This is a genomic window from Streptomyces sp. NPDC058231 (genome assembly GCF_042882275.1).
Taxonomy (GTDB): Bacteria; Actinomycetota; Actinomycetes; order Streptomycetales; family Streptomycetaceae; genus Streptomyces.
In genome coordinates, this window is sequence record NZ_JBHVWN010000010.1 from 151,139 (window position 1) to 163,942 (window position 12,804).

The 12,804-nt window shown below is 69.6% G+C and carries 10 protein-coding genes; 6 read left to right on the plus strand and 4 right to left on the minus strand.

The window, feature by feature from the left end:
• Positions 1–142: 142 nt before the first annotated feature.
• Positions 143–1,603: a sodium:solute symporter gene (locus ACFVXE_RS10440; RefSeq protein WP_389670623.1), complete on the minus strand. Its 1,461-nt coding sequence runs from the start codon at positions 1,601–1,603 to the stop codon at positions 143–145.
• 131 nt (positions 1,604–1,734) lie between these two features.
• On the opposite strand from ACFVXE_RS10440, the gene ACFVXE_RS10445 reads away from it, so the two are divergent.
• On the plus strand, positions 1,735–3,276 hold the full coding sequence (locus ACFVXE_RS10445; protein WP_389670624.1) for a PucR family transcriptional regulator ligand-binding domain-containing protein: 1,542 nt from the start codon (positions 1,735–1,737) through the stop codon (positions 3,274–3,276).
• A 597-nt stretch (positions 3,277–3,873) separates the two neighbouring features.
• On the opposite strand, the gene ACFVXE_RS10450 is transcribed toward ACFVXE_RS10445, so the two are convergent.
• A complete protein-coding gene (locus tag ACFVXE_RS10450; protein ID WP_389670625.1) occupies positions 3,874–4,896 on the minus strand; it encodes a helix-turn-helix domain-containing protein in 1,023 nt (340 codons plus the stop codon).
• Positions 4,897–5,093: 197 nt separating this feature from the next.
• Between ACFVXE_RS10450 and ACFVXE_RS10455 the strand changes: the two genes are divergently transcribed.
• Both ACFVXE_RS10455 and ACFVXE_RS10460 read left to right on the plus strand, forming a co-directional pair.
• Positions 5,094–8,939, plus strand: coding sequence for a S8 family serine peptidase (locus ACFVXE_RS10455; RefSeq protein ID WP_389670626.1), 3,846 nt, complete (start codon positions 5,094–5,096; stop codon positions 8,937–8,939).
• A 128-nt stretch (positions 8,940–9,067) separates the two neighbouring features.
• Positions 9,068–9,241 carry a hypothetical protein gene (locus ACFVXE_RS10460; RefSeq protein WP_389670627.1) on the plus strand — a complete coding sequence of 58 codons (174 nt, stop codon included), beginning with the start codon at positions 9,068–9,070 and terminating at the stop codon, positions 9,239–9,241.
• A 67-nt stretch (positions 9,242–9,308) separates the two neighbouring features.
• Here the strand turns inward: ACFVXE_RS10460 and ACFVXE_RS10465 are convergent, their stop codons facing one another.
• Together ACFVXE_RS10465 and ACFVXE_RS10470 are read right to left on the minus strand one after the other, a co-directional pair.
• Positions 9,309–9,662, minus strand: coding sequence for a PRC-barrel domain-containing protein (locus ACFVXE_RS10465; protein WP_389670628.1), 354 nt, complete (start codon positions 9,660–9,662; stop codon positions 9,309–9,311).
• Positions 9,663–9,767: 105 nt separating this feature from the next.
• On the minus strand, positions 9,768–9,929 hold the full coding sequence (locus tag ACFVXE_RS10470) for a hydrophobic protein (protein WP_389670629.1): 162 nt from the start codon (positions 9,927–9,929) through the stop codon (positions 9,768–9,770).
• A 234-nt stretch (positions 9,930–10,163) separates the two neighbouring features.
• Here ACFVXE_RS10470 and ACFVXE_RS10475 point away from each other — a divergent pair, with 234 nt between their 5' ends.
• The 3 genes from ACFVXE_RS10475 to tesB all read left to right on the plus strand — a co-directional run bounded on the left by ACFVXE_RS10475 (position 10,164) and on the right by tesB (position 12,777).
• Positions 10,164–10,337, plus strand: coding sequence for a CsbD family protein (locus tag ACFVXE_RS10475; protein ID WP_389670630.1), 174 nt, complete (start codon positions 10,164–10,166; stop codon positions 10,335–10,337).
• Between the two features lie 387 nt (positions 10,338–10,724).
• Positions 10,725–11,882, plus strand: a complete 1,158-nt coding sequence (locus ACFVXE_RS10480) for an acyl-CoA dehydrogenase family protein (RefSeq protein ID WP_389670631.1) — start codon at positions 10,725–10,727, stop codon at positions 11,880–11,882.
• 19 nt (positions 11,883–11,901) lie between these two features.
• Entirely contained in the window at positions 11,902–12,777 is an 876-nt protein-coding gene (tesB, locus tag ACFVXE_RS10485; protein WP_389670632.1) for an acyl-CoA thioesterase II, read from the plus strand.
• The last annotated feature ends 27 nt before the right edge of the window (positions 12,778–12,804 follow it).

A 12,804-nucleotide genomic window follows, 5' to 3' on the forward strand; every position in this document is an offset into this window, starting at 1 on the left:
GGTGGTGCGCGCTTTGTGGGCGTTCGTACGTTATTCGAGTGTGCGGGATGCGGCGGCGTTCGGGGTGCCTCCCGCAACGGTTCCGTCCCCGATCGCCGGGCGGGCCCGAACTGCCTGCCCGGCGATCGGGGACGAGTGGTCGTCAGACGGTGACCGGCTCCGGCGCCTCGGCCTCCGCGCCCTTCCCGGCCAGCCGTTCGCGCCAGGCGGCCAGTACCGCCGGGTCCGTCGGCTTCGTGGCCAGGGACACGATCACGTACACCGCGAGCGAGGCCAGCAGGCCGTAGTAGACGGGTTCGTTGGCGAGGATTCCGTACGTCGCCATCAGGCCGATCACCGCGACGCCGCCCACCGCCACGGCGGCCAGCGCACCGGCCGCGGTGCCGCGGCGCCACAGCAGACCGCCGAGGATCGGCACCAGCAGCCCGCCGACGAGCAGGTTGTACGCGACGGTCAGGGCCTCGACGACGTTGTTCAGCGCGATGGCGATGACGATGACGACGACACCCATGATGAGGATGAAGGCGCGGTTGCCCTTCACCTCGTCGTGCTCCTCGCCGCCCCTCCGGCTCACCACGCCCCGCAGCTTCGACCAGATGTCGTTGTTGGCGACGGTGGCGCAGGCGATCAGCGCGCCGGACGACGTGGACATCACCGCGGCGAGCGCGGCGGCCAGCACCAGCCCGCGGACACCCACCGGCAGTTCGTCCTTGACGATGGTGGCGAACGCGGCGTCCGCGCTGGGCAGCTTCGGGTACATGACCTTGGCGGCGGTGCCGATGACGGCTCCGGCGACCGCGTACACCAGGCAGTACGTACCGGCGACGGTGCCGCCCCAGCGTGCGGTGCGGTCGCTGCGCGCGGTGAACACGCGCTGCCAGATGTCCTGGCCGATCAGCATGCCGAAGGTGTAGATCAGCACGTAGGTGAAGATCGTCTCCCCGCCGATGCCCAGCGGGTCGAAGTACTCCGTGGGCAGCTTCGCCTTCATCTCGCTGAAGCCGCCGGCCTTGATGACCGCGATCGGCAGCAGGAGGAGCAGCACGCCGATCGTCTTGACGACGAACTGCACCATGTCGGTGAGCGTGATCGACCACATGCCGCCGAGCGTCGAGTACGCGACGACGATGGCGCCGCCCAGGATGATCGCGACGGTCCGGTTCATGTCGAAGAGGACGTCGAAGATGGTGGCGTACGCGATGGTCGAGGTGACCGCGAGCATCAGCGTGTACGCCCACATGACGACACCGGAGATGAGTCCGGCCCGGCCGCCGTAGCGCAGGTCGAGCATCTCGGAGACGGTGTAGACCTTCAGCCGGGCGATGCGTGCCGAGAAGAAGACGGACAGAGCGAGCAGTCCGAGGCCGATGGTGAAGACCATCCAGGCGCCGGAGAGTCCGTACTGGTAACCGAGGCCGACACCGCCGATGGTGGAGGCTCCGCCGAGGACGATCGCGGCCATGGTCCCGGAGTACATCCAGGGGCCGAGGCGGCGGCCTGCCACCAGGAATTCGCTCTTGGACTTGGCGCGGCGCATGCCGAACCAGCCCATGGCGAGCATGCCGGCCAGATAGACGATGATCACTGCGTAGTCGACAGCCATGGGCTTTCCTCCGTCTCGGTCACTTCGCGGAACGTGCGCGTATGCGTTTCGTGAAGACGGTAGGTGGCCCACAGGCGGTGCTGAAGTGTACGTTTCATCCATTCTCTCCGTATCCAATGGATGGACCGTCCATGTCGGACACTCCCACGGGCCCCGTACCCCCCACCGGACCCGCTTCCCCCGCCGAATCAGGGCACACCGCAGGACCCGCCTCCGGTGCCACCGGATCCACCCCTCCCACCCCGCCGATCCCGCTCGCCGAGCTGCTCGCCCGCGAGGAGCTCGGGCTGCACCGGATCGCCGGCCCGGCCCACGCCGACCTGCTGTGGGTGCACACCTCGGAGATGGCCGACCCCTACCCGTACCTGCTCGGCGGTGAGCTGCTGCTGAGCGCCGGAGTGCTGCTCAAGGACCCGGACACCTATGTCGCCCGGCTGGTGGAGGCGGGAGCGGCGGCGCTCGGGTTCGGGGTCACCCCGGTGCACGACGCGGTGCCGCAGGCGCTGATCGAGGCGTGCGACCGGCACGGACTGCCCCTGGTGGAGGTGCCGCCCGCGACACCGTTCACGACGATCGCGCGGGCGGTGTGGCGGCTGATGGCGGAGGCCCGGCACCGGGAGCTGCGCCGTGTGACGCGCGCCCAGCAGGCCCTGGCGACCGCGGCGGCCCGGCCGGATCCGGTGCCCGCGGTGCTGCATCAGCTGGCCGTGCAGCTGTCGGGGCGGGCGATGCTGCTCTCCTCGCGCGGCGAGGAGCTGCACGCGGCGGGCCGCCGCCCGGCCCCCACCGTGCGGGCGGCGCTGGGCCGGCTGACCCGTGTGGTCTCCCCCACCGCCCCTCCCTCCTCCCCCGCCCCCACGTCCGCGACCGACACCCTCGGGGACACGCACCTCTTCGCGTACGCGCTCGGCGGCGGGCACGGCCTCGTCCTGGCCCTGGCGACGGAGCGACGCGAGGCGGGCGACCACACGGTCGCCGGGATCGCGGTCGTCCTGTTGTCGCTGCTGGCCGCCCCGCACCAGGGCGCCGATGCCGCGGGCCGCTCGGCGGCGCTGGTGCGGATGCTGCTCGGCGCGGGGCCGGCGGACGTCGCCCCGCTGCTCGGCGCCGCCGAGCTCTGGACGGTGGTGCACGCCCGCCGCAGCGGTGGCGGCCCCGTCGATCCGCTGACCGCCGGCGCGCTGGGCGCCGCCCTCGGCTCGGCCCTGGTCGACGCCGGCCGGGGCGCCGACGCGGTCCGGGTCCTGGTCCCGGGCAGCGACCGGATCACCCCGCAGCCGGGCTGGACGCTCGGCGCCTCCGCGCCCGCGCCCGTCACCGCACTCGACCTCGCCGACGGCCAGGCGGCCCGCGCCCTGGGCCGCGCCGTGGCCACCCGCACCCCGCTCGCGCACCACCACACCGACACCGGGCGGGGGCTGGCCGCTCTGATCGCGCCCGACCAGGCCGAGGCCCACGCCCGCGCCCTGCTCGCCCCGCTCACCGAACCGCTGGCCGAGACCCTGCGCTGCTGGCTGAGCCTGCACGGCAGCTGGGACCGCACCGCGACGGCCCTGCAGATCCACCGCAACACGGTCCGCCAGCGCATCGCCCGCTGCGCGACGCTGCTGGACGCGGACCTGGACGACATGGACGTACGGACGGAACTGTGGATCGCGCTGCGGCTCGGATGACCAACGATCGCCCGCCGGCAGCTGAGCCGGCGACGACCCGCCGGCCGGGCAACGCCCTCGCGCATGCGGCTCCGGGTGATGCGGCGGCTGCCGATCGCGTTCGGGTGGCTGACCCGACGCGGGGACGGCGGCGCTGCCCGCTGGATGCGCCCGGTCCTGGAGCAGCCGGAGATCCGCCGCGCCGCCGTGCGCGTACTTCGCGCGACACCGGCGGACCGCGACGTCCTGGTCCGGGCCGCCGAACGGCTGCCGGGCTTCGATCGTCCCGCCCTGGTGATCCGGGCCCGCGGCGACCGGGTGATGCCGCCGGAGCACGGCCGACGCCTCGCCGGGCTGATCCGGGAGTTCGTCGGACGGACCGTCAGTAGTCAGAGGCCTTTGATCCTGGGGCCGCGACCGCTTCTGGAGGGCCTGCGTCGGCAACTGGACCTGTCGGCCGAGCGGCCGACGGAGCTCTGCCCCTCGCACTGTGTGGGCGAGGGTTCACTCCCGGGCGCCACGCGGTCTGTCAGGGACCGCTCAGTCCGTCTGCACCGGATCAGCTCGGTCAGTTGCCGCAGCAGTCCTGCCACGCCGGAGCGAAATCAGGCAACGGGTTTACTCCCTTGAGGAGTTACAACCTTGCTCCCACACTCCCCCACCCTTCACCCACCCATTCGCCGTGGCATGAATGCCGAGCTGGAATCGTGTGTGCGCGTGTGCCCGGTCCATCAGGGCGCGTAGGCGGCGCTGCAACGTGCGGTAACTGATGTTGACCTGTCGTGCGATGGCTTCGTCCGTGAGGCCCGCGGCCAGGAGGTTGACCAGAAGCTGGTCGTCCGACGACAGGCCATTGCGGTCGGTGCCGTGCACGCTCCCGAGCTGGAGCGGCAGAGCGGCCGCCCACAGCGCCTCGAACAGCGCCGACAGCGCGTCGAGGACCGCTGATCGATGCAGTACGACGAAGGAGGGGCTCGGGTCCGGGCCTGAACCGGGGAGCAGAGGCAAGATCGCAAGTCGGTCGTCGACAAGGGCCATCTTGGTGGGGACATCGTGGAGCACCCGAGCCTGCTCGCCCGCGGCTGCCCACATGCGGAGAACGTTCAGACGACCGGGCTTGCTGATGCCGTCCGCGTCGTACAGAGCGCGGACGGTGCCACCGCGAGCGAGAAACTCGAGTTCAGGTTCGTTCGGGTCGAGTTCGCCCCCGGAGTGATATGGCGGTTTGTCGAAGGCACAAACCTCGTGTCGTGCGCCCCGTATCGCCTGGCTGCTCCGCCGGCGCACCGCGTCAGCCCCGGTGACGACCTCGACGAGCGCAGCCGGGTCTCGGGTGGCCGCCAATCGACGGAACTGCTCGGTGAACTCTCCGGCGCGGAGCCTCGCCCTGCGCAGCTGCTCCTGTCTGGTCAGCAACAGCCCGTCCAAGGCGACCTCGGGGTCGATGGCCACATAGCTGACCGGACGGCCGGGCCGACGGTTCACGAGTCCGGACGACTGAAGCCGACGCAGTGCCACCCGCACGCGGGTCGGCGACAGCCCGGTGGTGCGCGCCAGGTCGTCCGGCACCGCCGGCGGCGAGGAGAGCAACGCGGCATAGACGGTTTCTGATTCTGAGTCGACTCCGAGCACTTCAAGCATGATCATCATCCTCCCCTTCACCAGTGGCAAAAACTCGTCATTGGCGATATTGCGCCGGGTGTGAGGGTTCCTGCACGGCGACGGATGAGTTTCACTTCCACCCCAATGGACCGACCTCCACTGGGCGTTGCTCCGACGGAGCCGCGCCGGTGCTACCCGTGTGCATTCCCGCCGGCTCCGCCCTTGAAAGGATCTCGATGCACATCTCCACCGGCCGAACAGGGCGTACTGCCGCCAGCGGGGCTGCACTTGCCCTCGCCCTGTCGCTGACGAGCCTGCCTGGTGCCGTGGCGGCGGCACCGCCACCAAGCGCCGCGAACGTGCTGCCCGCGACGGGGAAAGCCACCACGTCGACAGTGACCCTGGTCACCGGGGACAAGGTCGCACTGAGCACGGGGGCCGACGGTAGACAGTCGGTGAACATCCTCTCCGGTGCGGGAACGTCCAAGACGTTCCAGACCGCCAGCGGACAGAACGGCGACCTGTACGTCTACCCCGAGGACGCCATGGCCGCCCTCGCCTCCAGCACGGTGGACGGCGAGCTGTTCAACGTGAGCCGGATGATCAGGGACGGCTACGGCGACGCGAAGACCGACGAGGTCCCCGCCATCGTCGATTTCCAGGGGAAGCCGACCGCCGCTGCCCTGAAGCAGAAGACCGAGGACCTGCCGGGCAGCGGCAGCGAGCGGGTCATGCCCCGGCTGGGGCTGTCCGCGGTGCATGTCGACAAGCGCAGCGCGAAGGGCTTCTGGCAGGCCGTCAAGCCCGCCCGCTCGCTCACCAGGAGCGCCGGGGCAGCGGTCACGCCAGGCACCGCCGGGGTGAGCAAGCTGTGGTACGACGGCAAGGCGAAGGTCGCACTGGACAAGAGCGTGCCGCAGATCGGCGCCCCGGAGGCATGGGCCAAGGGGTACGACGGCAAGGGCGTGAAGGTCGCCGTGCTGGACACCGGTGCCGACCTGAACAACGCCGACATCAAGTCCGAGATCGTCCAGAGCCAGAGCTTCGTCAACGGCCAGACGGTCCAGGACGGTCACGGCCACGGCACCCACGTCGCATCCACCATCGCGGGCAGCGGCGCCAACTCCGACGGCAAGTACAAGGGCGTCGCCCCCGGCGCCGACCTGCTGATCGGCAAGGTCCTGTCCAACTCGGGCCAGGGCGCGGACTCCAGCATCCTGGCCGGCATGGAGTGGGCGGTCGAGCAGGGCGCCGACGTCGTCAGCATGAGCCTCGGCGGTCCCGACGCCCCCGGCGAGGATGTCCTGACCAACGCGGTCAACTCGCTCAGTGCCTCCTCGAACACTCTGTTCGTCATCGCCGCCGGTAACAGCGGCCCCGGTGAGAGCACCCTGGGCACCCCCGGCGCCGCCGACGCGGCCCTCACCGTCGGCGCCGTCGACAAGTCCGACGCGCTCGCCGACTTCTCCAGCCGCGGCCCGCGCCTCGGTGACATGGCGATGAAGCCGGAGATCACCGCCCCGGGCGTGGACATCGTCGCCGCCCGCGCCGCAGGCACCAACCTGGGCACCCCGGTCGGCACCGACTACACCACGCTCAGCGGCACCTCGATGGCCACCCCGCACGTGGCCGGCTCCGCTGCGATCCTCAAGCAGCGCCACCCCGACTGGACCGGGCAGCACATCAAGGACGCGCTGACCGCGCACGCCAAGTCCGCTGCCGACCAGACCGTCTACCAGCAGGGTTACGGCCGGGTCGACATCCCTGCCGCCCTCGACCCGTCGCTGGAGCTGTCCGGCACCGCCGACTTCCGCGTCATACCGTGGCAGAAGGGCACCTACCCCACCCGCAGCCGCACCCTGACGCTGCACAACAACGCCGCGACCGACACCGTGGTGACCGTGACGGCCGCCGCCAAGGACGCGAGCGGAACCGCGGTCCCGGCCGGCACGCTGTCGCTGTCGGGAGCGGGCCTGTCCGACGGCCGGGTCACCGTCCCGGCCGGCGGCACCGCCGAGGTCACCGTCACTCTCGACAACAACGGCCTGAAGACCGGTCAGTACGGTGGGTCGGTCACCGCCACCTCCGACAGCGGCGAGTCGGTGCACGCCGCGCTCGGCTTCGTCACTTCCGTCGAGCAGCACGATGTCACGCTGAAGGTCACCGACCGCTTCGGCAACACCCCCAGCGCGTACAGGTTCACCCTGCACGGGATGGACAACGACTTCTGGCAGAGCCAGACCATGTACGGCAACGGCACCGCCACCCTGTCGGTACCGCTCGGCCACTACTCCATCGAAGGCTCGCTCTACTCGGCGGACCCCGCCGGGGGCACGGTCTCCTACGCGGCCGACCTGTTCGACGTGCCCAACATCGAGGTGAGTGACCGGGACCAGACCCTCACCGTCGACGGCACCACCGCCACCGACCTCAGCGTGAAGATCAAGGGTGAGAACCGGCCCTTGGAGAACGGCCAGGTGACCACGTTCGTCGTCCGTGACGACGGCACCCCGAACGGCCACCTCAACTTCTCCGGCATCGGCAACCTGCTCAACCTCGCCGACACCAGGCAAGGCGCCATCCCCAGTGCCGGCGCCACCACCGGCGCACTGCGCCTGGAGACCTCCCTGGCCCGGCGCGAACCGCTCGTCCAACTGGAGGTGACGGGCCCCGGGCACGTGACCATCCCACTGAAGTCCGCGGTGAACGCGAAGCGCTTCGAGGGCACCAAGCACACCGAGCTGGTCGACCTGGGCGCCGGCACAGAGCAGGACTTCGCCGGCACCGACGTCAAGGGCAAGACCGTCCTGGTCTCCGTGGCCGACGTCACCAAGGCCGACGACCAGGCCGCCAGGGCCGCGGCTGCCGGAGCCGTCGCGATGATCGTGGCCCCTGCCGACCCCGGCCCGAGCGGCAGCGGCGTTCCCGCCGGCCAGACCATCCCGGTCGCCCACGCCACCTACGACGACGCCGCGACCCTCAAGGGCTTGCTGGCCAAGGACAAGGTCCGGATCGCCCTGAAGGGCGTCCTGGAGTCGGGCTACACCTACAACCCGCACTTCACCGACGACCGGATCCCCGCCGACCTGGCCAAGACCGTCGACGTCAAGGACTTCGCCAAGGTCACCGATACGTTCCACTCCGACGGCGCCCGACGCCTTGGCGCCGAGAACATGAACATCTGGGGTCCCCTACAGGTGAGCACCGGCTCCGTCGGCCAGCCCCTCTACCAGGGCACCACCCGCGACGACTACTTCCTCGCGGGCACCGGGGTGACGTACCAGCCGAGCGTGTCGGCCGACTTCAACTCCTCGACCTGGCGGATGGACAGCCTTCGCGGCACCTACCTCACCCCGGGCAAGTCCTACACCCGGAGCTGGTTCGACGCGCCGATGCGCCTGTCCCAGTACGAGTTCGGGCCGTGTGTGTTCTGCCGCACCGACGTCTGGCAGAAGCTGCCCGGCAGCAACGGTGCCGACAGCGATCCCACCCACACCCTGTCGGGCCTGACCGGTACCTGGAGTTACTACCTCAACGGGCAGCCGATCACCGGCTTCGGCCAGCTGGCGCAGGAGAAGGCGGACTACCGGTACGTCCTCGACCAGAAGCTCGCCAAGGACGTCCCGGGCGTCACCCTGGGCCGCCAGATGCACACGGAGTGGAATTTCAGCCAGGCGGCACCGACCACCATGGCCATCAAGGACTGCGACACGGCGTTCATTCCCACGCCCAAGGTCTGTGAGTCCATGCCCGTGATCCTGCTCGACTACGACCTGCCGCTGAACGTGCTCAACCAGGCACGGGCGGGACTGCCGTACACCTTTACCGTGAACGCGGGACGCCCCAAGGGCTGGGCCGGCTCGACCGCGATCGCCGGCGCCAAGGTCTCCGTCTCCTACGACGACGGCGCCACCTGGAAGTCCGCTGCGATGCTGCGCAAGGACGACAACTCCTTCCAGGCACTGCTGTGGCACCCCAAGCTGGCCGACACCAACGGCTTCGTGACCCTCAGGACCGAGGCCTGGGACTCCGCGGGCAGCCGCACCGTCCAGACCATCACCCGGGCCTACGCACTCAAGTAGCAGGCTCCAGGGACAGACCCTGGCGGCGGAGACTCCCGACACCCCTTCTGGGCAGGTGCCTCCTGCCCAGTGGACTCGGTGTCGGCGCTGTCCCGGCCGACGCAGACCAAGGCGTCGATCCCGTGGCGATGGCGCGAATGGTAGTGCGGTCGTACCCCGCTTCAGCGAACATCTCGCACGCCGCGGGAGCACGCAGCCCGGCCTGGCCCGGAAACCGGGCCATCACCGATGACCGGAAACGGCTCGCCGTCTCCGCCTACGTCTGGGGCCACGCCCAGAGCGAGTACTGCTTCGCCCGATGACACCGGGCCGGGCGGGACGAAGAGGTCCTTCGTCCCGCCCGGCCCGGTGCCGGTGTGCTGCCGCACCTCAGACGCGGCGGTGGCGTCCGTAGTACTCGCCGGTGCTCCGGTGGAACTCGGCGTTGCCCGGATGGGCGTCCTTGTCGAACTCCGGGGCGCCCTTGATCTGCTCCTTGGTGAGGTCGACGTACACCTTCTCGTCGCCCACATCGACGCGGCTGACGGTGCCTGCCGGAAGCATGACGTGCTTGCCGAATATCCACACCCCGGTGTCCACCACCAGATAGGAGGAGGTGACTTCGTCGGAGTGCTTGTCGACCTTGCCGATACTGCCGTCGGTCGCCTCGACCTTGAAGCCGATCAGGTCGGTGCCCGTGGCATGGCCGGCGGTCGGCTGGTAGCCCCACAGGCTGTCAGTCATGAATTCAGCTCCCTCGCATTGGAGAAACAGACAGGTTTCGTGCGTCGCAGCGCTCGCGAATCATGCATTCAAGAATGCGGGTATTCGAGCATTCGGCGTCCGCTGTCACCAGCGGTACCAGCGGGAACTGCCGCCCTTCGGACGGGCGACGAAGCCCACCAGCCACAGGACGAGGACGATCGCCGCGACGATCCACAGCGCCTTGAGGGCGAATCCCGCACCGAACAGAAGCAGAGCGAGCAGAAGAACGAGAAGCAGGGGAACCATTGTTATCAACCTCCAGAGCCGCTGATGCCCCGCCCGCTCCCACCCATGCACTCGTTCCCACTTGATTCTTCCGCCGCTTTACGGGCATCCTGTTGCGCCCCCTGCCCCCACGTCACCGTGCGAAGAAATAATTCGCCGCCCCCGAAAAGGATTCGGATATCGAGGAGTTTGAACGAATCGAAAGCGGTCAGGCGGATGTTGTCCGAACAACGGCTACAGCAAGGTGTGAGTGACATGGCTGCCGACGAGAAGACCCAGGCGAAGACCGAGCAGGCCAAGGGAAAGATCAAGGAAGCCGCCGGCCGGGCCGTGGGCAATGAACGTCTCACCGCTGAGGGCAGGGGCGACCAGGTCAAGGGCGACGCCCGCGAGGCCAAGGAGAAGGCGAAGGACGCCTTCAAGCGTTGAGCTTCCCCCTCCGCGTCGCGCGATCTCCCGCCGCGTGACGCACGCATGGCCCGGCCACCGTGCCGGGCCATGCCTCTGTCCGGGCCAATCCTCTCCGCCCTCACGCCTTCCGGTGCCTCAGGTATGACCGCCACTCGGGCGGGTGGGCGCGCCTGCACCCTGCGGAACGACGCGCGGGCGAGCACACGGCGAGAGGTTCCGCGTCGACCGCAGGGCACGTGTCCGACCATCGCCCCTGAGGAGAACGCGCCACAGGACGGGCCCCCGGGCGTGCTCAGCGTCACCCTGGACAGCGCCCGTGACTGCCGGGTAACTTCGAGGGCGACTGAGCAAGCGCTTAGGCATGCTCGGTGAGCGGAAGACGACAGCCGACCAAGGAGGCACCCCGTGCGCCGTACGGTATTCAACGAGGACCACGAGGCGTTCCGGGAGACCATCCGCGCCTTCATCGCAGCCGAGGTCGTCCCCGTCTACGACGAGTGGTTCGCCGCCGGTCTGGTGCCGCGCGAGTTCTACCACAAGCTCGGTGAGCTGGGCGTCTTCGGCATCGAGGTGGACGAGGAGTACGGCGGCGCAGGCATCGACTCGCACAAGTACGAGGCCGTCATATACGAGGAGACCGCCCGTGCCGGTGTCTCCTTCGGCGGCTCGGGTGTGCACACCCTGCTCGGCCTGCCGTACGTCAAGATGCTCGCCACCGACGAGCAGAAGAAGCGCTGGCTGCCGAAGTTCACCACCGGCGAGGAGATGTGGGCCCTCGCGATGACCGAGCCGGGCACCGGCTCCGACGTCGCGGGCATGAAGACCACCGCCAAGATCTCGCAGGACGGCACGCACTACGTCCTCAACGGCGCCAAGACCTTCATCACCGGTGGTGTGCACGCCGACCGCGTGATCGTCTGCGCCCGTACGTCCGCTCCCCGCGAGGACGACCGCCGCTTCGGCATCTCGCTCTTCGCCGTCGACACCAAGTCCGCGGGCTACTCGATCGGCCGCAAGCTCGACAAGCTCGGCCTGAAGACCTCCGACACCGCCGAGCTGGCGTTCGTCGACGTCAAGGTCCCGGTCGAGGACCTGCTCGGCGAGGAGAACAAGGGCTTCGGCTACCTCGGCACCAACCTGGCCTCCGAGCGCTGGGGCATAGCCTTCGGCGCGTACGCGCAGGCCGCCGCCGCCGTCCGGTTCGCCAAGAGCTACGTGCAGGACCGCACGGTCTTCGGCAAGACCGTCGCCTCCTTCCAGAACACCAAGTTCGAGCTGGCCGCGTGCCAGGCCGAGGTGGACGCGGCCCAGGCCGTCGCCGACCGCGCGCTGGAGGCCCTCGACGCCGGTGAGCTGACCGCCGCCGAGGCCGCCTCCGCGAAGCTGTTCTGCACCGAGGTCGCGCACCGCGTGATCGACCGCTGCCTCCAGCTGCACGGTGGCTACGGCTTCATGAACGAGTACCCGATCGCCCGCCTGTACGCGGACAACCGGGTCAACCGCATCTACGGCGGCACCAGCGAGGTCATGAAGTCGATCATCGCCAAGTCCATGGGCCTGTAGAGCGGTTACGTTTCTCTCCATGAGCGCAGCACTTGAATCCCTGCTCGATCTGCTCGACCTGGAGCAGATCGAGCGGGACATCTTCCGGGGCACGAGCCGTTCGGCGGTCGTGCCCCGGGTCTTCGGCGGTCAGGTCGCGGCCCAGGCACTCGTCGCCGCGGGCCGCACCGTCCCCGCGGACCGTACGGCCCACTCCCTGCACTCCTACTTCCTGCGGATGGGCGACCCGGGCGCACCGATCGTCTACAGCGTCGACCGGATCCGCGACGGCAGGTCGTTCACCACCCGCAGGGTGGTGGCCGTCCAGCACGGGCAGCCGATCTTCCACCTCTCGGCGTCGTTCCAGACGTACGAGGTGGGTATGGAGCACCAGGCGGACATGCCGCCGGCCCCCGATCCGGAGACACTGCCGACGGCGGCGCAGATGCTGCCGCGGTACGCGGACGTGTTCACCGACCCGGGTGTCATGGACCGGCTGCTGGAGGCACGGGCCGCGGTGGACCTGCGGTACGTCGACGTTCCGCCGTTCGCCAGCGTCGGCGAGTCCCGCGAGCCGCGCTCCCAGGTGTGGTTCCGCACCAACGGCAAACTCGCGGACGACCCGCTGCTGCACGTCTGCATGGCGACGTACGTCTCCGACATGACGCTGCTCGACTCGGTGCTCCTCGCCCACGGGCGGGGCGGCTGGGCGGTCGGCGACGTGGTGGGCGCGAGCCTGGACCACGCGATGTGGTTCCACCGGCCGTTCCGGGCGGACGAATGGCTGCTGTACGACCAGGAGTCGCCGTCGGCGTCCGGCGGGCGCGGGCTGGGTCAGGCCCGGATCTACACACAGGACGGCCGGCTGGCGATCACCGTCATCCAGGAGGGCGTGGTCCGGGTCCCGAGGGACTGAAGTCCGCCCTTGCGGACATACTCCCCA